This window comes from Paenibacillus aceris, assembly GCF_017874035.1.
GTDB lineage: Bacteria > Bacillota > Bacilli > Paenibacillales > NBRC-103111 > Paenibacillus_E > Paenibacillus_E aceris.
This window is the reverse complement of record NZ_JAGGKV010000001.1, coordinates 638,708-663,716: the sequence shown is the minus strand read 5'-3', so window position 1 is coordinate 663,716 and position 25,009 is coordinate 638,708. Positions and strand designations below refer to the sequence as shown.

The following is a 25,009-nucleotide window of genomic DNA, read 5'->3' as shown; positions in this document are numbered from 1 at the left end:
AAACGAATGAATATTGAACCGGGACTATATTTGGTACTGCTCGCGGCTATTATCATTATTGTACTTTCCATATTACTCAGCGTCGTACCGGTGATGCTGTGGATTTCTGCGCTGGCTTCAGGAGTGCGTATCAGCATTATTACTTTGATTGCCATGAGACTGCGCCGTGTCACGCCTAGTCGGATCGTTAATCCATTGATTAAAGCGACTAAAGCGGGTATCGATCTTAGCATTAATCAATTGGAAAGTCACTTCCTTGCTGGAGGTAACGTCGACAGAGTCGTTAATGCTTTAATCGCAGCACATCGGGCCAAAATTCATTTGGAGTTCGAGCGCGCAGCAGCCATTGATCTGGCAGGCCGCGATGTGCTTCAGGCTGTTCAAATGAGTGTCAATCCGCGAGTTATCGAAACGCCGAATGTTTCTGCGGTGGCCAAAAACGGAATTGAGGTTAAAGTTATCGCCAGAGTGACTGTACGTGCCAATATTGAACGTTTGGTCGGCGGCGCCGGCGAGGAAACGATTATTGCCCGCGTCGGTGAAGGGATTGTCACGACAGTTGGTTCCAGCGATTCTCACAAGGATGTTCTAGAGAATCCGGATCTCATCTCCCGGACCGTTCTGGGAAAAGGTTTGGATGCTGGAACGGCTTTTGAAATCCTATCCATCGATATTGCAGACGTGGATGTAGGAAAAAATATCGGTGCCCATCTGCAAACCGAGCAAGCGGAAGCCGATAAGCGCATCGCACAGGCGAAAGCCGAAGAAAGAAGGGCAATGGCAGTTGCGGCTGAGCAGGAGATGAAGGCTAAAGTTGTGGAGATGCGTGCGAAGGTTGTTGAATCGGAATCTCAGGTGCCCCTTGCCATGTCAGAGGCGTTGCGAAACGGAAAACTCGGAGTCATGGATTATATGAATCTCAAAAATATTGATGCAGACACTCAAATGCGTTCAACGCTCGGTAAAATGGGCGACGGCAAGAATGATAAAGACTCATAGCCCATGAGGTGATAGCGTGGAACAACTCATTGCATTTTTGTTTAAACACTGGTATCTGGTTATTATCGGATTAACCTTGTTGTATCAAATTCAAAACAAGGGGCGTCGCGCGAGTCAAAAAGCACCTGGAAGAGGCATGCTTTCTTTTGGTGAAGCTCCTGGCCAGGCTCAGCGACGTCCTGAAGCGGGTAAACTAGAGCAGAAGGGTTTAGGCTCACCGCAATCCTCCGGAGGCATACGTGACGAACTCAGCCGTCCAAATGCCATGCAATCTTCAGCCTCTGGTCCGAAGGCGAAGTCGTCTCCTTTCAGCTCATCCAAGCAAGCAAATGCAGAAAGTTCATCTGTTTATGCAGGGGACCTAACTGCGGCAAGTCACTTTCCTGAGTCACCCAGTCAAGAACAGGTGCTTCAAGGTGTGGTATGGGCCGAAATTCTTGGTCCTCCAAGGTCAAAAAAGCCTTACCGAAGGTAACGGCCACAATAGAAGGCGCCCTCTCGAGTTATCGGGGAGGGCGCTCTTTGTTTTCCAGTTTTTTCACATAAATCCGGGGCAATCCGCATAATTTGGTAGAAAGCTATGCGCCTTTTCTGTCGTCATGATCATCTAGTTAGAGGGGGTAGTGCCCAGCTATGCGTCGCTTGACCCGCAAATGGAACCAGTTCACGGCCAAAATCCTGGATCTTCCCCAGGATGTTGTGCAGGACTTGCCGCGTATTACGATGATCGGCAACGTACAGCTTTATGTAGAGAATCACCGGGGCGTGCTCCATTTTTCCAGTGAACACCTAAAGCTTGAATTAACAAAAGGGACGCTTGAAGTTTTCGGTAAAAACTTGGTCATTCGAGCGATCCTCTCGGAAGAAGTTTTTATCGAAGGCTTGATCGACAATGTCAAATATATGCCATAGATGGAAGCCAGGATTATAGGATGGGGAGGCTGCGTTATGAAACAATCGATGTTCATAGCCCGTTTGCGCGGGTATGTGCGCATTCAAATACGGGGCAAAGAATGCGAAAGGCTGATCAATCCCATGATGGAGAAGGGTTTCTCCATTTGGGATATTCAAGTCAAAGATGATGGCAAGCTCGAGCTTAATATGCTAATTAAAGACTTTTTCAGACTTAAGCCGCTGCTCAAACGGACAGGCTGCCGAGTGCATGTACTAGAGCGGTACGGGCTTCCTTTTTTTATGGAAAGATTGGGGCGGAGGAAAGTGTTTCTGGGCGGCATTGCCGCTTTTATCATTGGTCTATACATATTGACCTCGCTCGTCTGGCAGGTGACTGTGGAGGGCAACGACCGCATCTCGGAAGCGGAAATTTTGCAAGCGGCTTCCAAGCAGGGCATACATACATATCAATGGAAATTTAGGCTGAAAAAGGCTGAGGACCTGTCGCGTGAGATCCAAAGTTTGCTGCCAGGCACTGCCTGGGTTGGCGTTGAAATTCGTGGTACGCATATCACGATTAAAGTGGTCGAAGCGACAATTCCTGATAGAAAGGATTTGAAGAATCCGAGAAATCTAGTTGCCTCTAAAAACGCACTTGTGACTGAGATTTTATCCGATAAAGGGAAACCGATGGTTAAGCCGAATACGTATGTAAAAAAAGGGGACGTGCTTATTTCTGGCACGATCGGTGATGAGCAGAATAATCAAATCGTTGTCGCGAGCGGTAAAGTGAGGGGTGTCGTTTGGTATACCTCCCGAATCGAGTCGCCGCTTACGAAAACCTATAAGGCTTATACAGGTGAGGTAACCAATCGCAATTATATTGTTTTGGGTACCAGAGCCTTGCAAGTCAGCGGATACGGGAAGCTAAGCTTCGAGCATTTTGAGACGATCCCGGAGCGTAAAACGCTGGCATGGCGTTCTTTTACACTTCCTATCGGATGGCTGCATGAAAAGGTGATGGAAGTTCAACTCGTAGAAGAGCCAATTGATCCTGCAATTGCCAAGAAGACAGGCCTGGAGCAGGCTAGAGCCAAATTACTTGGCGCTGCAGGGGCCGATGCTAGACTCGTAGGCGAAAAAATTTTGCATGAAAAATCAGAGAATGGTAAAATTTATATAGACGTGCATTTTGAAGTCGAAGAAAATATCGCCGAAGAGCAACCAATTGTCATACGAGGAGAATGAGACCTGTTGGTAGAAAACGCACAATCCGTAAAATTAACTTTGAAAAATCCGGCTGAAGGGCTGGCATTGTTTGGTCCTCAGGACAAATTTCTGCATGTAATTGAAAGAGAGATTGCCGCGCAAATTTTTACGCGTGAAGCCGAAATATCGATTCAAGGACCCGCTGCGGAAGTGAACTCGCTTCAGCAGCTTTTTGAGGTTCTCTTGCAGCTCATCCGTAATAATTATACGTTAACAGAGCGGGATGTGCTGTATGCGGTTGAGCTTGCGAAGCAAATGAAAGCCGACCAATTGCTTGACTTGTTTAAAGGCGAGATTACAACAACGCATCGCGGTAAGCCGATTCGCGTCAAAACGATTGGACAACGGAAATACGTTGAGACGATCAAAAAGAAAGATATTGTTTTTGGCATCGGACCTGCCGGGACAGGCAAAACCTATTTGGCTGTCGTATTGGCGGTTACGCGTCTTAAAGAAGGCGCTGTCAAAAGGATTGTTTTAACGCGTCCGGCGGTTGAAGCAGGGGAAAGTCTAGGTTTTCTACCAGGCGATCTGCAGGAAAAAGTTGACCCCTATTTGCGCCCATTGTATGATGCTCTTAATGATGTCTTGGGTCCTGAGCAGGTAGCTAAATCGTTAGAGCGCGGTCTGATCGAGATTGCTCCTCTGGCATACATGCGCGGCAGAACGCTAGACGATTCGTTTATTATTCTTGATGAAGCTCAAAATACAACGCCTGAACAAATGAAAATGTTTTTGACGCGGCTCGGTTTCGGCTCCAAAATGGTAATTACCGGGGACGTCACACAAATTGATTTGCCGCGGGGAAAATCTTCCGGACTTGTAGAAGCGGCTCGCATTCTCAATGAGATCGAAGAGCTCGGCTTTATTCACTTTGATGAGCAGGACGTAGTCAGACACTCACTCGTGCAGAAAATCATTGTGGCCTACAATGCTGAAAAGGAAAAGTAACTGTGCTGGTTTGTCAGGTAGAGAGGAATGACCTTCCGTGATGAAAAATGAAGTGCAAATGAAAGGTAAATTTCATTACCAGCTGAACGGATGGAAATACAGTACGGGCATTCGGATACTGTTGTTTTTCTTGCTGGCTTTAGTTTTCTATATTTCTCTTTACGCAAAGCTTGTTCCTCAAGTTTATGATATCGAATTAGGAACAACCAGTGAAACAACGATTTATGCACCAAGGCAGATTGAGAACGCCGTTGCGACGGAACAAGCAAAAGAAGATGCAGCTAAGCGCGTTCAACCTGTCTACCGCATTGTGAATCTCAAAAATGATACGATCATTGATGCCATTTATGATAAATTATTACAGATTAATGCGGATGAAGAAGTAAAGTTCGATGACAAAGTAAGCATTTTCCGTCGAGTCATTCCTCAGTTAATTAGTGATATGGAAAGTCAGTCCGTCAAATCGCTCAGCACCAGCGGTCAGTATAATGAGTCGCTTATTGAACAGATACAGCAAGGACTTGCTGAGCAGCAGTACCCGCTGCCTGAGGAATCATACTTTAAGCTTCCCCGATTGACTAAAGAAGACTTGACGGCCATGCGTCCTGTAACGAAGGACATTGTTACGAAACTGATGAATGATCAGATACTTGATGCGCAGACGGCTAGGGCTAAAGTAGCTGAAACGGTGAATACTTCTAATCTGGCGAAGAATACGATGCGTGAAATGGTTACGGAGATCGCGCGGGCGGTCATCACACCGAATAAGTTCTTTGATCAGAAGGGGACGGATGATGCCAAAGGACAAGCCAGAGAAAGCGTAAAACCGGTATATATCAATAAAAATGATGTGCTTGTCAAGGTTGGGGACGTCATTACGGAAGAAATTTATGCCCGGTTGGATAAGCTGGAACTGCTCAAAAGCAAAGCGAATCACTTGCCCCAGATTGGATTAGGAATACTTGCGGCATTATTGTCCTTTGTTGTTTCTATGTTTGTCCGGCAAAGTCAGCTTGCGATTAAATACAATAATTCTCAGCTTGTGATGCTGATTTTGATTGTTCTTATCAACATTACGTGTATGAAAATCATCTCGCTTGTCCAAAATTTGGACTATCCGTTTATCGGTTATCTGGCTCCGACTGCATTAGGAAGCATTTTAATTGCCATTTTATTGGATGCTCCGTTGGCTTTTATTTCATCGGTCTTATTCTCTTTAATGGCAAGTATTATTTTTAATACGGAGCATACGCTTCTTTTTGATTTTCGGTACGGGTTAGTATCCTTGGTTATTTGCTTTAGCGCAGTGTTCACGATTCAACGTGCCAGCCAGCGGGCTACTATTTTGAAAGCGGGACTTTTGATTGCATTTTTCTCTATGCTTACGATCACCTCCATGCTGCTGCTGGAGGATCACTTTCAGCAAAGAGAAGCGATCATGTCGCTGTCCTTCGCCGCTGCCGGCGGATTATTGACGGTTGTTTTCGTCATTGGGCTGCTGCCTTTCTTTGAGGTTGCATTCGGCATTCTTTCACCGCTCAAATTGGTGGAGCTCTCAAACCCGAATCATCCTTTGCTGCGCAAGCTGCTGACGGAAACGCCCGGGACTTATCACCACAGCGTTATGGTTGGTAATTTGTCAGAGGCCGCTGCGGAATCGATCGGTGCAGACGGACTTCTATGCCGGGTCGGCTCTTATTATCACGATATAGGAAAGACAAAAAGGCCGAGCTATTTTATCGAAAATCAGACCAATATCGAAAATCCGCATGATCGCATTGATCCGAACTTAAGTAAATCCATCATTATCGCTCATCCCCGCGATGGAGTTGAAATGCTCAAAGATTTCAAAATGCCCAAAGCAATCCGGGATATTGCGGAGCAGCATCACGGAACAACTCTGCTGCACTATTTCTATCATAAGGCAGTGAAGCAAGCCGAAGAAGAAGGCAATGAGAAGGAGATCCGTGAAGAGGATTTCCGCTACACGGGGCCTAAAGCACAATCGAAGGAAGCGGCTATTGTAGGAATTGCAGATAGTGTGGAAGCAGCTGTTCGTTCATTGCGCAATCCGACGTTGGAGCAGATTGATTCGATGGTACACAAAATCATCAAGTCCCGGTTGGATGACGGGCAGTTCAACGAATGTGACATCACGCTCAAGGAATTGGATAAGATTGCCAAAACATTGAATGAAACCTTGCTTGGCATTTTTCATGCGAGGATTGAGTATCCAAACGAACTGTCTCCTAAGAAATCCGGGGCATAAGAAAATGACAGGAGGTTGTCATGTATGGCAAGTATGGATTTGACGCTAGAGTGGAGCAGCGAGCAGGAAGTGAAAGAGATCACACCTGCATTTATTGAGAAAATCGAGGAGCTTCTGAAATTAGCCGGTGAATTGGAAGGTGTTACAGCTGGCGAAGTGGCCCTTACCTTTGTAGATGATGAAACAATTCAGGAGTTAAATAAACAGTATCGCGATTTGGATAAACCAACGGATGTGTTATCATTTGCAATGAGCGAGTTTGGCGAAGACGAAATTCAGATTAATTATGAAGATGCTGGGCAGGACGATACGGAAGGTCTTGAGGATGATGTGACGGTATCCGAATCGTTCATTGAACCGCTTGGGGATATTATTATATCCGTTCCCCGCGCAATCGCACAGGCTGAAGACTATGGACATTCCGTAGAACGGGAGCTTGGATTTCTGTTCGTTCACGGATTCTTGCACTTGATCGGTTATGATCATCAAAGTGAAGAAGAAGAGAAAGTTATGTTCGCCAAGCAGGAGGACATTTTGCAGAAGGCAGGTCTAACGCGCTAATGACAGACGGCTTCCGTAAATGGCGCAGGAGCTTCCGGTATGCTTACGAAGGAATCAAATATGCCTTAGATACGCAGCGCAATATGAAATTCCATTTTTGCGTTGCTTTTCTTGTTTTGTTGGCTGCTTTGTTTGCACGATTGCCAAAAACGGATATCCTGTTTATTTTGTTAGCCGTAACCTTAATGATTGTTACGGAGCTGATCAATACGGCTGTGGAAAAAACGGTCGATCTGGCGATGCCGGACCGCCATCCGTTAGCCAAAATCGCAAAGGACGTCGCTGCGGCGTCCGTCTTAGTGTCTGCCGGTTTTGCCGTCATCGTTGGGATGATTGTTTTCTATGAACCGATTGATCGGCTGTTGCGTGAATCCAGAATTCAGAATTCGCCAATATCTGCAGGGACAATATGGGTACTTATTGCCCTCGTCATCTTAACGGTCATTGTCATCGAGACGCGTTTTTCGGACAAAGGCAAGTTAGTTCGCCCGAGTTTGTTGACGGCAGTTGCCTTCTCGATCGCGACTGTCATCACCATATTCGTCTCGCAAACGATTGTAGCTTTACTTGCGTATACGCTTGCTGCACTTATATTTATTATGCTGTACGACAAAAAGACTCGGCCGTTTCCAGCGCTTTTTCTCGGTGCACTGATTGGTGCAGCCGTCACGATCCTCGCTTTATCGTGTCTAAACATGCTATAACGTTACTATAACAACAGGAAGGATGATGGCCATGAATAAACAAGAACTCATTCAACACGCGAAAGAAGCAATGAAAAGAGCCTACACGCCGTATTCCAATTTCAACGTAGGCGCGGCGCTTCTGGATGCGGAAGGCCATGTCCATTACGGCTGTAATGTTGAGAATGCCGCCTATGGTCCTACGAACTGCGCCGAGCGAACTGCGCTTTTCCGCGCAATTGCAGATGGACACAAAGCTGGGTCTTTTCAGGCTATTGCGGTTATGGGCGACACGGAAGATCCGATTTCGCCATGCGGTGTTTGCCGCCAGGTGTTGGTTGAGCTTTGTGGCCCGGATATGCCTGTATACCTCGGCAATCTTAAAGGGGATTTTGCGGAAACGACAGTTTCCGCCTTACTCCCTGGAGCTTTTACAACGAAAGATTTGCATTCAAATGGAGGATAATTAGAAGTGGCTAAAAAAGAATTTAAATCAGGCTTTGTCGCAATCATCGGACGTCCGAACGTTGGGAAATCAACATTGATGAATCAAATCATCGGACAAAAAATCGCTATTATGTCAGACAAGCCTCAAACAACAAGAAACAAGATACACGGCGTGTATACGTCGGCGAACGGCCAGATCGTTTTCCTGGATACCCCAGGAATTCATAAACCGACTTCCAAATTAGGCGATTATATGAGTAAAGTCGCGCACGGTACCCTCGGGGAAGTCGATGCGGTTCTTTTCCTGGTCGATGTTGTTGACGGCATAGGCGGCGGAGACAGATATATTATTGAACAACTGAAGCACGTTGAAACACCGGTTATTTTGGTGCTTAACAAAATTGATCTTGTACAGCCTGAAGCGCTGCTTGCGATCATTACGCAGTACAAAGATCTATATGATTTTGCAGAAATTGTACCGGTTTCAGCGCTTAAGGGGAATAATGTAACGACGCTTTTGGAGCAAATTATTAAATATTTGCCTGAAGGACCTCAATATTACCCAGCCGATCAAATAACCGATCATCCTGAGCAATTCGTCTGCGCAGAGCTTGTTCGTGAGAAAATCTTGCATTTGACTCGCGAAGAGATTCCGCATTCCATTGCAGTCCAAATCGAAGATATGCGGGTTGAATCCAATGGCGTAGTTCATATTTCTGCTGTTATCTTTGTTGAACGCGATTCCCAAAAAGGCATCGTCATTGGCAAACAAGGGAGTTTGCTGAAAGAAATCGGCAGACAGGCCCGTAGAGATATTGAGACGCTGCTTGGTTCCAAAACGTTTTTAGAACTTTGGGTGAAAGTTAAGAAAGACTGGAGAAATCAAGACAGAGTCTTGAAAGATCTAGGCTTCCGTCACGATTAATGGTATTACCTAAGTGTTCCAATAAATTGTCCGCATAGAGAAGCTTTCTCTGCACATCCTATGAACATCACGTTCGATGGGGAGGATGCTGAACATGAAAGACTTTTCGTGGACGTATTTTTCAAAGACCGGTGATGTAGATGCCTACCTTTTGTACAAACAAGTAACCGGGCAGCCCGGCATGGACACGGATGTACAGGAAGAGGATCAAAGTAATGAAGAGCCGCTCGAGGGTCTGAATATGTAAAAGATAAATTCGCGATCAGAGCGGCCTACATGGGGGAAGTCATTTGCTGCGTAGTGTACAGGGGATCGTACTCCGTAGTATGGACTACGGAGAGGGGAATAAGATCATTAGTCTGTTCACCCCCGAGCTTGGTAAAGTTGGTGTTATGGCTCGGGGTGCGAAGAAAGTGAAAAGTAGACATGCCGCCGTTACGCAGCTTTTTACGTACGGCGATTTTGTTTTTTTTAAACAGCGCGGTCAAATGGGATCTTTGAATTCAGCTGAAATCATCGAAGCCCATCACGCTTTGCGAGAAGATTTGCATATGTCTGCTCATGCGTCTTATTTGGCTGAAATGACGGACCGCATGCTTGGGGATGAAGAAGGCAGCACCTATCTGTTTGAACAGCTGAAAGCAGGTTTGATGGCGATTGAAGAGGGCAAGGATATGCAAATCGTTGTTCACCTCTATGAAATGAAAATGTTTGAATTGGCTGGATATTTGCCCGTTACCGACGCCTGCGTTTCTTGTGGTGAAACATTAGGTATCACTAGCTTTAGCCCTTCCATGGGAGGGACTTTATGTAACCGTTGCCGATATAAAGACCCCGTAGCGATTGGGATTGGAGAGGGTGCCCTGAAGCTGCTCAAATTGTTCCCGCGCATGGATATGCGCAGGCTCGGAGCTGTCCAGGTTAAAGATGAAACGAAAGCACAGTTAAAGACTTGCATGAGAACTTATATGGATATACATATCGGGGTAAAGTGGAAATCTAGAGACTTTATCGAACAAATGGAAAAATACAACATATAGTTTGGTCTTATTTGACATGTGAAGTCGTCTTTGATATGATGTGGTGGAAAACACCTCGCCTTTGTGCTGTCCGCATATCGGTGAGTTTTTTTATGCTTACGTTCTGTTTGAATCTACTTCACATACAAATGCTAATGTAGGGTCTCGTCCCTGCTGAACAGGTTGAAAGGGGCTATGGGAAAATGGATCATCCATTACCTACTCGAGTTTATGTCGTTTCTGATTCAGTCGGAGAAACAGGGGAGTCGGTTGTACGTGCTGCTGCTATGCAATTTCATCCGGTTCCCGTAGAGATTGTAAGAGCTCCGTTCATTCACGATATAGAAGGCATTGATAAAGTTATTAATGCCATTCGCATCCATGGCGGTATTGTCGTCTTTACATTGGTTATACCTGAGCTCAGGGACGATCTTATTGCCAAAGCGAAAGAACACGGCATCCCGCATATTGATCTTCTTGGACCGGTTGTTAACACCTTGGAGCAAGCGCTGCATCAAGAACCTCGCAGACAGCCTGGGATGATTCATCCGCTTGATGAGGATTATTTTAAAAAAGTTGAGGCCGTCGAATTTGCCGTTAAATATGATGATGGCCGGGATTTTAGCGGAATTCAAAAAGCAGACATCATTCTTCTTGGGGTGTCTCGAACGTCCAAGACCCCGTTATCCATGTACTTGGCGCACAAAAGATTTAAAGTGGCTAACGTGCCATTAGTGCCGGAAATGCAGCCGCCTGCTGCTATTTATACCATTCCGAAAGATAAAATTATCGGACTTAGAATCGACCCGGACAAATTGAATGTCATTCGGCAAGAACGGTTGCGCACACTTGGTCTTGCAGAAAATGCAACCTATGCGAATGTAGAACGTATTAAAATAGAACTGGCTTTTGCTGACAAAATTATGAGCAAAATCGGTTGTGTGATTTTTGATGTCTCAAACCGTGCCGTAGAAGAAACAGCAAGTTTGGTTATGGATCATATTGAACGAGTTCAGTAAGGTTTTATGTTTATACTTGCAGGATTTTTTAGAAGTTCATCGTATATAATAGTACGGTGAGATTTCGTCAAAAAAGGGCGTGGGCTGAACTGTATGGGTGCGAGAAATATAATCGTCGATGCCGATGCTTGTCCCGTTAAATCCGAAATAGAACAGGCAGGAAGGCAGTTTGGTGTACAAGTTGTTCTGGTTGCTTCTTTTGATCATCGGATGAAGGAGAACCCAGGCGTAAAGGTCATTCAAGTGGATCGCTCCGATCAATCTGTTGATCTATACATTGCCAATCAGATTCAGCCTGGTGATATTTTGGTGACGCAGGATTTCGGTCTTGCCGCGCTTGGGTTAGCTAAAGGCTCTTTTTGTTTGACGAATCGGGGGCAGGAATATACGGACAGTTCGATTGATTTTTTATTGGATCGACGTCATACCTCAGCGAAAATGCGCAGATCCGGCAAGCATTCGAAAGGACCGAAACCCTTTACGGACGAGGATCGTAAAAATTTTCTACATGGTTTGACAAAACTTTTAAGATATTTGCAGGAAATCGAAAACAAGTAGCGAATAGTACTTAGTCGGAAAAGCGACCTGAATTGTGGGTGGAAATAACATGAGGTACGGACGCATACCTGAAGAGGTCATTGAGGCTGTACTGAAGCGCCATGACATCGTTGATGTGATTGGCAGACATGTACATTTGAGTAAACAAGGGCATTATATGAAAGGGCTGTGTCCTTTCCATTCAGAGAAAAGCCCTTCGTTCACCGTGACGCCGGAAAAACAAATTTACCGCTGTTTCGGTTGTAACGTCGGAGGGAATTTAATTCGCTTCGTGATGGAAATTGAAGGCCTTAGTTTCTCAGAAGCCGTGACCAAGCTTGCAGAAGAAGCGGATATCCCCATTACGTGGGAAGAAGCGACCGAGGAGCAGAATGAACAGCAGCAAGAGAAGGCAACGCTGCTGAAAGCTTATGATTTCGCTGCTAAGCTTTATCATTATATTTTGGGCAACACAGAGCAGGGCAAAGTGGCAAAAGGGTATTTAGCTTCAAGAGGCATTTCGGATAAGCTGATCGACACGTTTCAAATCGGTTATGCCCCGGCTATGTGGGATACGTTAGTTCAACAGTTAGTGAAGCGTGAGTTCGATCCAGTGCTTATGGAAAAGGGCGGTTTAATTTCTGCTAGACACGAAGGAACTGGCTACGTGGATAAATTCAGGGAGCGCATTATATTCCCGATCTGCGATGCAGCCGGCAAGGTTATTGCTTTCGGCGGGAGATCGATGGGCGATGCTCAACCCAAGTATTTAAATAGTCCGGAATCTATTCTTTTTAATAAAAGCAGGACAATGTACAATCTTCATTTGGCTAGACCCAATATGCGGAAGCTGCAGCAAGCGGTCCTTTTTGAAGGATATGTAGATGTCATAAAAGCTTGGGAAGCAGGAATCAATAATGGGGTTGCCACAATGGGGACAGCACTTACGAAGGAACACGCGGCTCTGCTGAACCGTAACGCTGACCAAATCGTCGTATGTTATGATGGCGACAATGCCGGACAATCAGCTGCATTCAAAAGCATTCCGATTCTGGAAGAGACGGGAAGCCGAGTTACCGTAGCGATGCTACCGGATGGCAAGGACCCAGATGATTATGTAAAAAATTATGGTTTTGACCGATTCGTACGGGAGATCATTGAACCTGCCGTACCATCGATGAAATATAAGCTTTTGTACATCCGTAAAAATTTTAAATTGCATGAGGACGGTGACCGACTTCGTTATCTGCAATCTGCTGTGAAGTTAATTAGTGATCTTCATTCTCCTATGGAACGAGAACATTATCTGAAACAGTTGGCTTCGGAATTCCCTGATTCCTCCTATGAGGCGATGAAGTTAGACCTTCACGAAATCTTGCTGCAGTCGGAAAAAAACCGACCGGATGGGGATAATAAACCAATTCTGTGGAATAATGTTATGAATAATGGGAGAACAGCGGAACGAACACGCAAGAAAACACCATCGCTTTTACCAGCTTATCACAATGCTGAACGATTGATTTTGGCTGTTATGATGCATGATCGCGACGTTTGCGCACATGTGGAAGAACAGTTAGGTGATCAATTCAACGTTGAAGCTCACGCAGTCTTAGCTGCTTATTTATATGCTTACTACGCTCAGAATGCTGAGCCGGATGCAAGCCGATACATTGCCATGCTGCAAGACGAACAGCTGGAGAGCTTGGCCAGTTCCATCGTCATGATGGGGGCCGGTCATGGAATGAACGAACAAGTGATTGACGACTATATTCGCCAAATTCGTAAAGTTCCGATGCAAGAAGAAATTGAACGCAAGAAAGAAGAACGAGTTCGCGCCGAGCGCGCGGGCGACCATCTTCGAGCAGCACAAATTGCAATTGAAATTATCGCCCTAGAAAAACGATTGAAGTCAACGTAGAGCTACTGAATTGACTAGGGAGGAGGGAGTCCGTACTATGGCGAATGATCAGCGTACAGAACTAGAGACAGAGTTGACCTTGGACCAGGTGAAAGACCAGCTCATTGAGCAAGGGAAAAAGCGGTCCTCACTAACTTACAAGGATATTATGGAAAAATTAGCTCCCTTCGATCAGGATCCTGAGCAAATCGATGAGTTTTTTGAGCAGCTTTCGGAGCAAGGTATTGATGTAGGGAATGAATCAGACGACGATTCCATGAATCCTGAAGAAAATGATCGCGACGAATTTAATTTCGATGATGATCTGGCCTTGCCGCCAGGGATTAAGATTAATGATCCGGTTCGGATGTATTTGAAGGAAATTGGTCGCGTACCGCTTCTTTCTGCGGAAGATGAAGTGGGCTTAGCCAAACGGATTGAGAATGGGGACGAAGAGGCGAAGCGTCGCCTAGCAGAAGCGAACCTAAGACTCGTAGTAAGTATTGCTAAGAGATATGTGGGCCGCGGCATGCTATTCTTGGACTTGATCCAAGAAGGGAATATGGGACTTATTAAGGCTGTTGAGAAATTCGACCACACCAAAGGTTACAAGTTCTCCACGTATGCGACATGGTGGATTCGTCAAGCTATTACACGCGCGATCGCAGACCAAGCGAGAACGATTCGGATCCCTGTACATATGGTCGAAACAATCAACAAATTGATCCGTGTTTCTCGTCAATTGCTGCAAGAGCTTGGGCGTGAACCTACACCGGAAGAAATTGCAAAAGAGATGGATCTGAGTACAGACAAAGTTCGTGAAATTATGAAAATCGCGCAGGAGCCTGTATCGTTAGAAACACCTATTGGTGAAGAGGACGATTCGCATTTGGGTGATTTCATTGAAGATCAGGAAGCACTTGCTCCAGCGGATGCTGCTGCATACGAACTTTTGAAAGAACAGCTTGAGGATGTTTTGGATACGTTGACGGAAAGAGAAGAGAATGTGCTTCGCTTACGTTTTGGTCTGGATGATGGTCGTACACGTACGCTTGAAGAAGTGGGTAAAGTTTTCGGTGTTACACGTGAGCGGATTCGTCAAATTGAGGCCAAAGCCTTGCGCAAACTGAGACACCCTAGCCGTAGTAAAAGATTGAAGGATTTCTTGGAATAAAGCGCTGTGAGAGGGCCCTGCCAAATTCGGCGGGGTCTTTTTTTGATTAGAAAAGTACTACTAAAACTAAAGCTTGAAATCACCGATAAAGTAGTAGGAAGGTGAGCGATGAAATGGATACAGAGAAACGAAAAGTAATAGTAAGGGAAATCGAACATTGGCGGCGAAGCAAATTGCTTCCGGAACATTATTGCGATTTTCTGATGAATTTGTATTTGGATGAATCAACGCCAAAACCTGCTTCTATCATGGGGGTTTCTGTATCCTCAATTGCAAACAGTTCTTGGAAAATATGGTTGGTCATCTTGGCGGCAATAGCCGCTCTTGCCTTATCTGCTCTTAATTTTAACTCTTTTGGAATGCCAATGCAAATTGGAATTTCCACGCTTTTTGTCATCATTTGTTATTCATTTGCTTATCGTCAATTCAGTAAATCTCCGGTGATTTCCTATTTGCTTTGCGGTGCAGCTTCTATATCGCTGCTGCTCCTTGGTCTGTATTTAATGGATATGTACGATGTAAGTTCCTCTTATACGTATATTGGTTACTTAGCTTTTTGTAGTGTAGTATGGATGATAAACGGCGTTGTGGGTCGAATGGGAATTTTTCAATTTTGCGGTTGGTTAGGTTTAGTTGGGACATACGGCTGGCTGCTTCTGCATAAATTGAACGCCCCTGGATGGTTCTCACTTGAAATTAGTTGGATTCCGGTTAGTATTGTACTTATATGGATTGCCTGGCTTGCGCATCATACGAATAAGCAAGTGGCCGGAATTTTACTTCTGGTCGGCGGTCTCGTTTGGTTTGCACCTGAAGCGATGACATTCCTAACGGATGTCAATATGAGCTCCCGCGTCATACAGTTATCGTTTACAGGGAAATTAGTTTCGGCGGGCGCGGCATTTTTCGTGCTGCGAAAAAAATGGGTAGAGTGGGTCGTTTAACAGATGGTAAAATTATCGAAAAGATTGCAAATGATTGCCGATCGTGTACCTTTAGGATCAAAGCTAGCGGATATAGGGTCCGATCATGCCTTGCTGCCGACCTATCTGGCGCAGCAGGGTGTTATTGTGTTTGCCGTGGCAGGCGAAGTCAATCCAGGTCCTTTTGAAGCGGCAACACGTCAAGTGCTTGAATGTGGTCTGTCCAAAAAAATCAGTGTCAGATCGGGCGATGGTCTAGCGGTCATTGAACCAGGAGAGGTGAATGTCATCACCATTGCCGGAATGGGCGGCAGTTTGATGGCAAGTATTTTGGAAGCAGGAAAACGTAAGCTTGAGGGTGTCACACATCTGATTTTGCAGCCGAACGTCGGTGAAGATCAGGTTCGCAGATGGCTGCTCGCAGAGGGGTGGAAACTGGACGCTGAAGCCATTTTGGAAGAAGACGGCAAGATTTATGAGATCTTGACGGCGACGGCCGGACATGCCGGTGACAAGAGCTCCCAGGAAGCTCTATATGCTGAGCACATGCTGCCAGGCGGAGTCACAGTTACTAGGGAGCGTTTGCTTCAAATGGGTCCGTACTTGATGAAGGAAGCTCCTGAAGTGTGGTTTACGAAATGGGAAAGCGAGCTGAAGAAATTAGCGATGATCGAAGGTCAATTGAAGCTTTCTTCGGCTGATGCGTCTGTAGCTAAAGCGGAACAAATCGCGCAGGAAATCAAGGAAATAGAGGAGGTCATCGCTTGTTTGCAAAAGGTCAAACCGTAATTCAGCTGTTCGAACAGCTGGCACCCAAGCATTATGCGATGCCTGACGATAAAATCGGCTTGCAGTTGGGTTCCTTGCAGAAGGAGATTCAAAAGATTCTTGTTGCCTTGGATGTCAACGATGAAGTTGTAGATGAAGCGATTCGCCTTGGGGCTAATCTCATCATTGCCCATCATGCGATAATTTTCAGACCGTTGGCGCATCTTCAAACCGATACGCCCGCAGGCCGTTTATATGAAAAATTAATCAAAAACGATATAGCCGTTTATATCGCCCATACGAATCTAGATGTGGCTGAAGGCGGTGTCAACGACATGATGGCGGATAAACTTGGCCTCAAGGAGCTCACCCATCTGGAGGATGTGCATACCGAAAAGCTACAGAAGCTAGTCGTCTTCGTGCCGGAGACACATCATCAGGCTGTGCTGGATGCCCTCTTCACCGCGGGAGCGGGGTGGATCGGGCAGTACAGCAACTGCTCCTTCAACATCCCCGGAACGGGTACGTTCCTTCCGCAGGAAGGGACGCACCCTTACATAGGGGAAGCGGGCAAGCTTGAACGCGTACAGGAAGTACGCGTAGAGACGATTGTAACCGCCAGTGTCCAGCGCAAGGCGGTTCAGGCAATGCTGAAGGCTCACCCCTACGAGGAAGTGGCCTATGACCTCTACCCGATGGACCTCAAGGGTAGAGTGTTCGGTCTTGGGCGCGTAGGCAAGCTGTCTGCGCCGATGACGCTCCGCGAGCTGACGGAGCTCACGAAGACCGTGTTCGACGTGCCGATGGTGCGCGTCGTTGGCGATTTGACACGGCCTATCCGCAAGGTGGCCGTGCTTGGAGGCTCCGGCGGCCGCTACATGCGGCACGCCATGTTTGCCGGCGCCGATGTGCTGGTCACCGGCGACATTGATTATCATACCGCGCACGATGCGCTCGCGGCGGGGCTTACGCTCATCGACGTTGGGCACAACGTCGAGAAGATCATGAAGCGCGGCGTAGCCGATTATCTCGCCGCGCAATTGAGCAAAACGGATACGCAGGTGCTGGCATCCGAAGTGAACACGGAACCTTTTCAGTTCCTGTAGGTTGAAGGATATTGATGCATTCTTTTCATTCGTATGTATGCAGTTTTCGCAATTGGTAGACGAGGAAACGAACAACAGTTGTATTTCGAAGGCATTCCTAGTATACTAGCAAATGCATCGGAAAGTTTGACAGACAATCGCTGGCTGTGGGTAAGCCACAGCGAGAGGAAAGTCCGGGCTCCACAAGGCAGGGTGCTGGATAACGTCCAGTCAACGCGAGTTGAAGGATAGGGCCACAGAAATGGACCGCCGATGGCTCATCTTCGGATGAGATCAGGCAAGGGTGGAACCGTGGTGTAAGAGACCACGAGGTTCTATGGTGACATAGATCCTGGTAAACCCCACTTGGAGCAAGACCTAGAGGAACGCTAGCCGTCTTCGAGACGGCAGTCTTCGCCTGAGACGCGTTCGGGTTGGTCGCTTGAGCTGTGCAGCAATGTATGGCCTAGATAGATGATTGTCGCTTCAATGGTGGCAGGGGACAGACGCCCGTTACGACCACTGGAAGTACAGAACCCGGCTTACGGCAAACTTTCCTTACTGTCGGTTACCCGCAAGGCTTCGGCCTTGCGGGTATTTTCATTTTTAGCCAGCAAAAAAGGCCACCTCAAGGTATCGAAACCTAAAGGCAGCCTTTTTTTATTTGGTAAGTTCAGGACCGGCATACTTTTTGGAAACAAGGCTCATCTGACGAAACCAGTGATGTGGCCAGTCGAAGCCAACGCTCGTTTTTTCTTCCGCTTTTTGTACGGCTTTGACAACGTCAATCAGTCCGTACCCGAAATATTGGTCATGACCCTTTGTGCCAAGATCTTGCGCTGTATCTCTCATAATTTGGTAGACTTCTGTATTCTTCAAATTCGGATTTGTAGAGCGGATTAGCGCAGCCAATGCGGTCACATGCGGACTGGCCATGGATGTACCGGATAGTGCAGCATATTGATTGTTTGGATACGTGCTGGCAATGCTGACCCCCGGTGCCGTTACATCGATATAATCGCCATAATTGGAAAATGGAGCTTTATTATTCTGCGAATCGCTGGCGGCAACGGCGAAAACTTCCGGATATGCGGCTGGAAAGCCAGGTCTGTCCGTATTATCATTGCCGCTTGCCGCGATCAACGCCACATCTTTGTCATAAGCATACTTAATCGCATCGTGCAGAAAACCAGAATCCGCATAATTCCCTAAGCTTAAATTCATTACCTTAGCGCCATGATCCGCAGCCCAAATGATGCCTTGAGCAACGGAATACGTGCTGCCGGCTCCAGTTTGATCTAAAACTTTAACAGGCAGAACTTTGTTATACCAAGTCATTCCGGCAACGCCCAAATTATTGTTCACTAAAGCTGCAATAACACCTGTCACGTGAGTTCCATGACCGACATCATCCTGCGGCTTGTCATCCCCGCTGATCACATTATATCCGGGCAACAGTTGGCCCTTAAGATCTGGATGCTGCAAATCAACGCCTGTATCGACGACTGCCACAATAACATCCTTGGTCCCCCTGTTCAATTGCCAGCCTTGTTCGGTTTCAATCAGAGGAAGATTCCATTGATATCGGCTGTACAAGTTGTCATTTGGTTTGAAATTAGGCGCGATGCTCGCCGACTCATTGGAGTTTTTAGTAGAATCCGTATAATCGCTGGAATCACTTGTGTCATTCTTTTCCTGATCATCGTAGTAATCATTGGTCAAATATAAAAAGTGGGGCTCAACATAAGCAACATCCCATTTTTTAAAATAGGCCATTAACGCTTTAGCTTCCATTGCTTCTGTTCGGAATACATATGTGTAACCAAGCTTTTGTACAGTAGTGGCTTTTATCTCTGATTTCATTTGAGCCAGTTGCGCCTCTGTCGGATCCTGCTTGAACTTAACGACGACCTCATTCAGATGGTAGTGGCTTGTTCCTTGATTGTCTTCAGGATGATCAACAACCTTGTCCTTCAAGGTATCTGTGTCCACGGATTCAACTTTCCAGCGATTTTCGTTCGGATACGGTTCGAGACGCAAATTTTTCATCTGATGATCCGTCACTTGATGAAGAATATCTTGATGAATTACGCCAATGAGTGAAGAACCCCTATCTGTCGATGGTATTCCTTGAACAAAATAGATTTGCTTACCGGCACCGAATTTGGGTGACTGATAATGCTTACCTGACTCAGCGGCAGTCTTAGCTTCTTGTAAATATTTGCTCGCCTGATCTTTATCAGAGGCAGGAATTTCACCGGCTTTTACCCCTTGATCGATCGGCTGGCTATTTTTTGACCAAATCAGGATGTCCATTTTTTCGTGCTGGGCTTTCATATCCCCAAGCACTTTGGCCGCTGATTCGCCGCTTTCAATCTGTAGAATCATTTTCGAATAGTCTATCGAACATTGGGTTCGACATAAATCATCGGTTAACGCAACATCCTGCTGCAGCAAAGATAATTTTTGATCCGTTTCGTACTTCGCGCTGTACACCTCCGGACCGGGTGTATTTTCTTTGTTAGAGTGGTGTGGAAAAAGAACGAAACCTAGGCCTAAAACTAGACTAATAGAAGATAAATAACGCCACATCAATAACCCTCCTTCTTACTCGCATCTCCTCAGTGGGTGACAAACGCAGTATCTTAGATTAGAGTGAGGTTCAAGGGAGTCTTTTATGCATGTAATCGGGAGTTTTACATATACCTTTTCAGGTTAATTTATGGTAGGATAGGAATAGCGCAATTAGAGGAGGTCATCATAAATGGCTGTTTTTAATGTCAAAAATATTTGTGATTCAACGCGTACAAAGCTAAAAGAAACAACCGCCAAAATGGAATTGTTTCTAAATCAACATTCACTCTCACAACTCAATGTAGAAAATGATCCCGCAATGGATGAATTTTATCGTGGTTATCTCCAAGATACACGTCATCTTTTAGTTTTTTGTGAAGTGGCGTATGAGAAATTGGGCGTTAGCTTGAGACGTCCTACTTTTAATGTTGATTTTTCGGAAAAAGTTTTGTATGAGGTATACCATACTTGCGTGAATACATTTTTCTATCCTAAGAACGAGTGCTATTCCGAGGATGGTCGTTATGCTTATACCGGACAAGATGCAATCCGTTTTCGTAAAAAACCTTCACGCGAAGTGCGTGACTTAACGATCGAGTTGTCCAAAGTGTTTGAAGAGCTTCGCGAAGATCTTGCTTACTATGAGACAGATTACATCACGCAGCGCCGAATGCAAGGTGAAAAAGTATAATTGTAACGTGAAATTACAAAAGATATAAGGGATGCGGCATTCAGCGCATCTCTTTTCTTTTCAAAGGGGACATGTGTATGCAGCGTGATCAATTAATCAACCACTCAATCTCGATTATTAAAAGCAATCAGCATCCCCGCGGAGGATATATTGCATCTCCGCTTTTCCCGCCATATGCATATAGCTGGCTGCGCGATGGCACATTCATAGCGAATGCGATGGACCGTGCAGGCCAAACCGATAGCTCTGCCCTTTTTTACAAATGGGTTGCAGGTGTGTTGAGGAACAAACGTTCCCGTGTTGATGCTCTCTTACATAAACATGAAAACAAAGAGTGGATCGATCGTTCTGAATTTCTGGGAACCCGCTATCATTTGGATGGCCGGGATGATGTCTCGGAATGGGGACATTTTCAACTGGATGGTTATGGAGCTTGGCTTTGGGGATTGTCAGAGCACATAAAAGTGACCGGGAACAGGACTCTATTAGAAGAGCTGCGCGAAAGCATTGAGATCACGGTTGATTATTTAATGACGTTCTGGCATTATCCGAACTTTGATTGTTGGGAAGAGTTCCCTGATTATGTTCATCCTGCAACACTTGCTTGCGTGTACGGCGGATTGAAAGCACTTGGGGAGTTGGAACAACGTCCGCAGCTGCTTGATAAGGCGGCTAAGGTGAAAGAATTCATTCTCAGCCATTGCGTGTATGAAGGCCGGTTCGTGAAGTCTGTTCAATGCATGGAAGAGTTGTGGAAACCTGTCTTAGCGGGTGTAGATGCCAGTCTGCTTTGGCTAGCAGTGCCGTTTGGCGTATGTGAAGTTAATGATCCCATCATGCTGAAAACTGTAGAGAAGATCGAAAGTGATTTGAAACATGAGGGGATTCAGCGTTATGTGGAAGACCGGTATTATGGCGGAGGCGAGTGGTTGCTATTAACGGCTTGGTATGGATGGTATCAGAAAGAGCTTGGAAACCGTCAGGAAGCACAGCGTTGCCTAGATTGGATCATAAGTAAAGCGGATGAGCTAGGCAGGCTTCCTGAACAAGTTCCCGATCAACTTAGAGAGTCTTCCGCATACACGGAATGGTTGGCTAAATGGGGGGAACCGGCTTTGCCGCTGCTTTGGTCCCATGCCATGTTCTTGGTGCTATCTGACAGCTTAGACTGAGCATAGCTCACCCTATTAGCGGGCAAATTGTTAGTGGGGTGATGACTATGCCAGATGTAAAATGTTCAGTTGCTAACTGCGAATATTGGACGCAAGGTAACAACTGCAACGCAGGGACCATTATGATTGAAGTAGATCAGCATGCCAATGCCAATTACAATGAAGAGTTTGCTGGGGAATCATTCGATACCGATCATCAAGATGCAGCGAGCAAAGCCGCGAACACTTGCTGCCACACCTTTCAAGCAAAGAAGAATCAGTAATCATGCGACAGCATGGAGGCAATTTGGATAAAGCGACTAAGGAGCGGTTCCAGCAGGATCAGCTTCGAAAGGAAAGCGGTCTGAGCCATCAGGAAGAATACGCAGCCGAGATCACAGCTCCCTCGCGGAGAATCAATTATGCCGAGCCTTATAAAGCAAAAAATGCAGAGGTACAGAGAGCAGCCTCCCAATCGGATGTTACGGATGAGGAGATCGATGATTTAGTTGAAGCTGTTACACGCAATAAGGCGGTTGGGTACATTGCCTTGTTCGTCGCATTAGCTTCACTCTTTGTATGGCCTGTGCTGCTTGGCGTATCGGGTATTGTACTTGGTATCATAGCCTTCTTCATGGGGAACAAAGGACTTGGAACCTGGTCAGTCGTGCTTGGTTTTATTGCCGTCGCTGCCTATTTTTTACTCGTTCCTTTTTATGCTTGATCATGGATAAGCAAGCCGAGACATCGGCTTGTTTTTCTTTTTTCAGAAAAAATCGGGGATATTCGCTGTTTATGAGGGATAATTAACGGGTTAGGTCTCATTATGGCGTCATATTAAACCCTATACTCCCGTTTGCTCGTACTATTTGGCTTCAAGAGTCATATTCGCACCTTTGAATGATTACAGTATTATTATATAATGAAAAGTGATATTTCAAGTTAAATCAAAATTAAGGGAGGTGTACCTACTCTCCTTGGTGCGGAAGCCGCGCTTGACAGGGGATAGGTAAGGTATTGGAAGATCCTTTGCCCGAAACGTTAATCAGTTTTCTGTTAATGTTTGGACTGGTGTTGTTGAATGGTTTTTTTGTCGCAGCTGAATTCGCGATGGTTAAAGTAAGAGGTAGTCGAATTGATTCGCTTGTAGGAGAAGGACGCCGGAACGCGAAATTTGCACAAGGAATCATGAACAATCTCGATGCGTACTTAGGTGCTTGTCAGCTCGGGATTACACTTACTTCGTTGGGACTTGGTTATGTTGGGGAGCCGACGTTCGCTAAAATTCTGGAACCTCTGTTCGCTCCGCTGAATTTACCAGATTCGGTGTTCCACACGATTACCTTTATTATTGCCTTTTCTTTAATGACTACCTTGCATATTACATTGGGCGAGCAGTTCCCCAAAACGTATGCTATTCGTAAAGCTGAACAGATCACGCTGCTTTCCGCAGGACCGATGGTCTTATTCTACAAAATTATGTATCCTTTTATATGGTTGTTAAACGGGATATCGAACTGGATGCTTCGCCGCGCGGGTATTGAGCCGACAACGGAGCATGAATCAGCACACACCGAGGATGAAATTCGAGTCCTCATGAAAGAAAGCCACAAAAATGGACTTATAGATAACACAGAGCTAACGCTTGTTGATAATATATTCGGATTTGCCGAGACGACAGCTCGGGAAATTATGATTCCGAGAACTGAGATGGAATGTCTGTATGCTGGACTTTCGTATTCGGAGAATTTAGCGATTGCCATTAAAGAAATGCGCACGCGCTATCCGGTTTGTGATCCGGACAAAGACAATATTATTGGCTTCGTCCATATCAAGGATTTGCTTAAGCCGGATGCCAACCTGAAAGGAATTAAGAAAATTATTCGACCGATCACGACGGTGCCGGATTCCATTCATATTAGTGATTTGCTTAAAATGATGCAGAAAAGAAAGAGTCAGATGGCCCTGCTTATTGATGAATATGGCGGCACATCAGGACTTGTGACTTTGGAAGACATCATGGAAGAAATCGTAGGTGAAATCCAGGATGAGTTTGATGAAGAACGACCAACCATCGAAATCAAGGATGAACATACCTACTCCATTGACGGTCTGCTATTGATCGATGAAGTGAATGACTATTTCGGGCTCGATATTGAATCCGATGACTATGATACCATTGGCGGTTGGATTTACTCGCAGACAGAAATTCCTCCAAGCAAGAACCAGCAGGTGAACTACAATGATGAGTTTTTGTTTATCGTGGAAGAAACGGACCATTTGCGAATATCACGCCTGATTGTTAGAAAAATGACGGAACAAGACGAGATTTTACAACAGAACATCTCATGACATGCAAACGGGACAGTCGAATGACTGTCCTTTTTTTTGATTCTAAAAATTTGGGATGGTCGTTAGGGCGCAAAACGTGTACAATAAAAACAACGATGATGATAGGAAACGAGGTCTGACGGATGAATAGTGCGAACAGCATTGATCCTAGAGTTCTGAAGGAGCTGCTGCAGCTTCAAATGATGAGTAAAATTAGTTTGTTTTCCGGAAATTCCGATACGGCAAGTACGGACGATTCCAGCGATTTCAGCTCATTACTGAACACATTGATGGGACAGGCATCCGGCACCGGTCTTGACGGTCAGTCCTTGCTCGATAAGTCGACGAATAGCGCTCCGAGCTCCTTGGTCGGCTTGAATAAAGCGTACACCCCTTTGCAAACGTGGAGTCAATCTTCTTCCACAGTACAGTTTGATCCCTACATACAAGAGGCTAGTGCCAAATACGGGGTTGATCAGTCCCTGGTGAAAGCGGTTATTCAACAAGAGTCCGATTTCAACCATCAAGCCGTTTCCCCAGCGGGAGCTAAAGGCTTAATGCAGTTAATGGACGGCACTGGCCGAGGTCTTGGTGTGACGAATCCGTTTGATCCTCAGCAAAATGTGGATGCGGGTACGCATTTCCTAAGCAATTTGATTCAGAAGTACAATGGGAACGAAGGCGTTGCTCTCGCAGCATACAATGCAGGACCAGGACGCATTGACCGCTTAGGCATCAAGAACGATCAGGACTTATCCAATAAACTACACTTATTGCCGAAAGAAACACAAGCGTATGTCTCCCAGGTTTTAGGTCATAGGGTGAAATTTTCAATGTAGTTG

26 protein-coding genes and 1 other RNA gene are annotated in these 25,009 nt (G+C 45.8%); 26 read left to right on the top strand and 1 reads right to left on the bottom strand.

The genetic code is table 11. The annotated features are described in order from the left end of the window. Positions 1 to 6: 6 nt before the first annotated feature. The 20 genes from floA (at position 7) to rnpB (ending at position 17,980) form a co-directional block, all read left to right on the top strand. Complete coding sequence (floA, locus tag J2Z65_RS03225; protein ID WP_193581052.1) at positions 7 to 999, top strand: flotillin-like protein FloA; 993 nt, start codon at positions 7 to 9, stop codon at positions 997 to 999. Positions 1,000 to 1,015: 16 nt separating this feature from the next. Next, the gene (locus tag J2Z65_RS03220) at positions 1,016 to 1,474 is read left to right on the top strand and encodes a hypothetical protein (protein WP_167063564.1); all 459 of its coding nucleotides are present in this window, start codon (positions 1,016 to 1,018) and stop codon (positions 1,472 to 1,474) included. A gap of 158 nt (positions 1,475 to 1,632) precedes the next feature. Next, a complete protein-coding gene (yqfC, locus tag J2Z65_RS03215; RefSeq protein WP_167063567.1) occupies positions 1,633 to 1,911 on the top strand; it encodes a sporulation protein YqfC in 279 nt (92 codons plus the stop codon). 36 nt (positions 1,912 to 1,947) lie between these two features. After that, entirely contained in the window at positions 1,948 to 3,141 is a 1,194-nt protein-coding gene (yqfD, locus tag J2Z65_RS03210) for a sporulation protein YqfD (protein WP_167063570.1), read from the top strand. Between the two features lie 6 nt (positions 3,142 to 3,147). Then, entirely contained in the window at positions 3,148 to 4,113 is a 966-nt protein-coding gene (locus J2Z65_RS03205) for a PhoH family protein (RefSeq protein WP_167063573.1), read from the top strand. A 40-nt stretch (positions 4,114 to 4,153) separates the two neighbouring features. Beyond that, a complete protein-coding gene (locus J2Z65_RS03200) occupies positions 4,154 to 6,382 on the top strand; it encodes an HD family phosphohydrolase (protein WP_167064330.1) in 2,229 nt (742 codons plus the stop codon). Positions 6,383 to 6,415: 33 nt separating this feature from the next. Continuing rightward, positions 6,416 to 6,943: an rRNA maturation RNase YbeY gene (gene ybeY / locus J2Z65_RS03195; RefSeq protein WP_167064333.1), complete on the top strand. Its 528-nt coding sequence runs from the start codon at positions 6,416 to 6,418 to the stop codon at positions 6,941 to 6,943. Beyond that, positions 6,943 to 7,647 carry a diacylglycerol kinase gene (locus tag J2Z65_RS03190; RefSeq protein ID WP_167063576.1) on the top strand — a complete coding sequence of 235 codons (705 nt, stop codon included), beginning with the start codon at positions 6,943 to 6,945 and terminating at the stop codon, positions 7,645 to 7,647. The genes ybeY and J2Z65_RS03190 overlap by 1 nt, the downstream gene beginning before the upstream one ends. A gap of 31 nt (positions 7,648 to 7,678) precedes the next feature. Next, complete coding sequence (gene cdd / locus J2Z65_RS03185) at positions 7,679 to 8,092, top strand: cytidine deaminase (RefSeq protein ID WP_167063579.1); 414 nt, start codon at positions 7,679 to 7,681, stop codon at positions 8,090 to 8,092. A gap of 6 nt (positions 8,093 to 8,098) precedes the next feature. Next, the gene (gene era / locus J2Z65_RS03180; protein WP_167063582.1) at positions 8,099 to 8,998 is read left to right on the top strand and encodes a GTPase Era; all 900 of its coding nucleotides are present in this window, start codon (positions 8,099 to 8,101) and stop codon (positions 8,996 to 8,998) included. A 94-nt stretch (positions 8,999 to 9,092) separates the two neighbouring features. Further along, positions 9,093 to 9,245, top strand: coding sequence for a YqzL family protein (locus tag J2Z65_RS03175; protein ID WP_167063585.1), 153 nt, complete (start codon positions 9,093 to 9,095; stop codon positions 9,243 to 9,245). Positions 9,246 to 9,288: 43 nt separating this feature from the next. Continuing rightward, positions 9,289 to 10,038, top strand: a complete 750-nt coding sequence (gene recO, locus J2Z65_RS03170; protein ID WP_167063588.1) for a DNA repair protein RecO — start codon at positions 9,289 to 9,291, stop codon at positions 10,036 to 10,038. Positions 10,039 to 10,220: 182 nt separating this feature from the next. Next, entirely contained in the window at positions 10,221 to 11,036 is an 816-nt protein-coding gene (locus tag J2Z65_RS03165) for a pyruvate, water dikinase regulatory protein (protein WP_167063591.1), read from the top strand. A gap of 93 nt (positions 11,037 to 11,129) precedes the next feature. Continuing rightward, the gene (locus J2Z65_RS03160) at positions 11,130 to 11,594 is read left to right on the top strand and encodes a YaiI/YqxD family protein (protein ID WP_167063594.1); all 465 of its coding nucleotides are present in this window, start codon (positions 11,130 to 11,132) and stop codon (positions 11,592 to 11,594) included. Positions 11,595 to 11,643: 49 nt separating this feature from the next. After that, a complete protein-coding gene (gene dnaG, locus J2Z65_RS03155; protein WP_167063597.1) occupies positions 11,644 to 13,491 on the top strand; it encodes a DNA primase in 1,848 nt (615 codons plus the stop codon). 37 nt (positions 13,492 to 13,528) lie between these two features. After that, a complete protein-coding gene (gene rpoD / locus J2Z65_RS03150; RefSeq protein WP_127451881.1) occupies positions 13,529 to 14,644 on the top strand; it encodes an RNA polymerase sigma factor RpoD in 1,116 nt (371 codons plus the stop codon). 113 nt (positions 14,645 to 14,757) lie between these two features. Beyond that, positions 14,758 to 15,588 (top strand): hypothetical protein, encoded by an 831-nt coding sequence (locus J2Z65_RS03145; RefSeq protein ID WP_167063600.1) that lies wholly within the window; start codon positions 14,758 to 14,760, stop codon positions 15,586 to 15,588. A gap of 3 nt (positions 15,589 to 15,591) precedes the next feature. Further along, on the top strand, positions 15,592 to 16,356 hold the full coding sequence (locus tag J2Z65_RS03140) for a tRNA (adenine(22)-N(1))-methyltransferase (RefSeq protein ID WP_167063603.1): 765 nt from the start codon (positions 15,592 to 15,594) through the stop codon (positions 16,354 to 16,356). Beyond that, positions 16,332 to 17,441 (top strand): Nif3-like dinuclear metal center hexameric protein, encoded by a 1,110-nt coding sequence (locus tag J2Z65_RS03135; RefSeq protein ID WP_167063606.1) that lies wholly within the window; start codon positions 16,332 to 16,334, stop codon positions 17,439 to 17,441. Before J2Z65_RS03140 ends, J2Z65_RS03135 begins: the two co-directional genes overlap by 25 nt. A 121-nt stretch (positions 17,442 to 17,562) precedes the next feature. Continuing rightward, positions 17,563 to 17,980, top strand: an RNA gene (rnpB, locus tag J2Z65_RS03130) — RNase P RNA component class A. Between the two features lie 100 nt (positions 17,981 to 18,080). Here rnpB and J2Z65_RS03125 read toward each other — a convergent pair. Further along, positions 18,081 to 20,012 (bottom strand): S8 family peptidase, encoded by a 1,932-nt coding sequence (locus J2Z65_RS03125; RefSeq protein ID WP_167063609.1) that lies wholly within the window; start codon positions 20,010 to 20,012, stop codon positions 18,081 to 18,083. 172 nt (positions 20,013 to 20,184) lie between these two features. Here J2Z65_RS03125 and J2Z65_RS03120 point away from each other — a divergent pair, with 172 nt between their 5' ends. The 6 genes from J2Z65_RS03120 to J2Z65_RS03095 all read left to right on the top strand — a co-directional run bounded on the left by J2Z65_RS03120 (position 20,185) and on the right by J2Z65_RS03095 (position 25,006). Further along, entirely contained in the window at positions 20,185 to 20,685 is a 501-nt protein-coding gene (locus J2Z65_RS03120; protein ID WP_161406086.1) for a YpuI family protein, read from the top strand. 77 nt (positions 20,686 to 20,762) lie between these two features. Next, positions 20,763 to 21,857 (top strand): glycoside hydrolase family 15 protein, encoded by a 1,095-nt coding sequence (locus J2Z65_RS03115; RefSeq protein ID WP_167063612.1) that lies wholly within the window; start codon positions 20,763 to 20,765, stop codon positions 21,855 to 21,857. A 47-nt stretch (positions 21,858 to 21,904) separates the two neighbouring features. Next, positions 21,905 to 22,120, top strand: coding sequence for a DUF1540 domain-containing protein (locus J2Z65_RS03110; protein WP_167063615.1), 216 nt, complete (start codon positions 21,905 to 21,907; stop codon positions 22,118 to 22,120). A gap of 2 nt (positions 22,121 to 22,122) precedes the next feature. Beyond that, entirely contained in the window at positions 22,123 to 22,560 is a 438-nt protein-coding gene (locus tag J2Z65_RS03105) for a hypothetical protein (RefSeq protein ID WP_167063618.1), read from the top strand. Between the two features lie 335 nt (positions 22,561 to 22,895). Next, positions 22,896 to 24,188, top strand: a complete 1,293-nt coding sequence (locus J2Z65_RS03100) for a hemolysin family protein (RefSeq protein WP_167064338.1) — start codon at positions 22,896 to 22,898, stop codon at positions 24,186 to 24,188. A gap of 122 nt (positions 24,189 to 24,310) precedes the next feature. Beyond that, a complete protein-coding gene (locus tag J2Z65_RS03095; RefSeq protein ID WP_167063620.1) occupies positions 24,311 to 25,006 on the top strand; it encodes a lytic transglycosylase domain-containing protein in 696 nt (231 codons plus the stop codon). Positions 25,007 to 25,009 lie beyond the last annotated feature (3 nt).

What these genes read in the sequence shown, in the direction of transcription:
- floA (WP_193581052.1), top strand. Translation starts at nt 7, where the DNA reads ATGAATATTGAACCGGGACTATATTTGGTACTGCTCGCGGCTATTATC.
- yqfC (WP_167063567.1), top strand. Translation starts at nt 1,633, where the DNA reads ATGCGTCGCTTGACCCGCAAATGGAACCAGTTCACGGCCAAAATCCTG.
- yqfD (WP_167063570.1), top strand. Translation starts at nt 1,948, where the DNA reads ATGAAACAATCGATGTTCATAGCCCGTTTGCGCGGGTATGTGCGCATT.
- J2Z65_RS03200 (WP_167064330.1), top strand. Translation starts at nt 4,154, where the DNA reads ATGAAAAATGAAGTGCAAATGAAAGGTAAATTTCATTACCAGCTGAAC.
- ybeY (WP_167064333.1), top strand. Translation starts at nt 6,416, where the DNA reads ATGGATTTGACGCTAGAGTGGAGCAGCGAGCAGGAAGTGAAAGAGATC.
- J2Z65_RS03190 (WP_167063576.1), top strand. Translation starts at nt 6,943, where the DNA reads ATGACAGACGGCTTCCGTAAATGGCGCAGGAGCTTCCGGTATGCTTAC.
- cdd (WP_167063579.1), top strand. Translation starts at nt 7,679, where the DNA reads ATGAATAAACAAGAACTCATTCAACACGCGAAAGAAGCAATGAAAAGA.
- J2Z65_RS03175 (WP_167063585.1), top strand. Translation starts at nt 9,093, where the DNA reads ATGAAAGACTTTTCGTGGACGTATTTTTCAAAGACCGGTGATGTAGAT.
- J2Z65_RS03165 (WP_167063591.1), top strand. Translation starts at nt 10,221, where the DNA reads ATGGATCATCCATTACCTACTCGAGTTTATGTCGTTTCTGATTCAGTC.
- J2Z65_RS03160 (WP_167063594.1), top strand. Translation starts at nt 11,130, where the DNA reads ATGGGTGCGAGAAATATAATCGTCGATGCCGATGCTTGTCCCGTTAAA.
- dnaG (WP_167063597.1), top strand. Translation starts at nt 11,644, where the DNA reads ATGAGGTACGGACGCATACCTGAAGAGGTCATTGAGGCTGTACTGAAG.
- rpoD (WP_127451881.1), top strand. Translation starts at nt 13,529, where the DNA reads ATGGCGAATGATCAGCGTACAGAACTAGAGACAGAGTTGACCTTGGAC.
- J2Z65_RS03145 (WP_167063600.1), top strand. Translation starts at nt 14,758, where the DNA reads ATGGATACAGAGAAACGAAAAGTAATAGTAAGGGAAATCGAACATTGG.
- J2Z65_RS03140 (WP_167063603.1), top strand. Translation starts at nt 15,592, where the DNA reads ATGGTAAAATTATCGAAAAGATTGCAAATGATTGCCGATCGTGTACCT.
- J2Z65_RS03125 (WP_167063609.1), bottom strand. Translation starts at nt 20,012, where the DNA reads ATGTGGCGTTATTTATCTTCTATTAGTCTAGTTTTAGGCCTAGGTTTC.
- J2Z65_RS03120 (WP_161406086.1), top strand. Translation starts at nt 20,185, where the DNA reads ATGGCTGTTTTTAATGTCAAAAATATTTGTGATTCAACGCGTACAAAG.
- J2Z65_RS03115 (WP_167063612.1), top strand. Translation starts at nt 20,763, where the DNA reads ATGCAGCGTGATCAATTAATCAACCACTCAATCTCGATTATTAAAAGC.
- J2Z65_RS03110 (WP_167063615.1), top strand. Translation starts at nt 21,905, where the DNA reads ATGCCAGATGTAAAATGTTCAGTTGCTAACTGCGAATATTGGACGCAA.
- J2Z65_RS03105 (WP_167063618.1), top strand. Translation starts at nt 22,123, where the DNA reads ATGCGACAGCATGGAGGCAATTTGGATAAAGCGACTAAGGAGCGGTTC.
- J2Z65_RS03100 (WP_167064338.1), top strand. Translation starts at nt 22,896, where the DNA reads ATGTTTGGACTGGTGTTGTTGAATGGTTTTTTTGTCGCAGCTGAATTC.
- J2Z65_RS03095 (WP_167063620.1), top strand. Translation starts at nt 24,311, where the DNA reads ATGAATAGTGCGAACAGCATTGATCCTAGAGTTCTGAAGGAGCTGCTG.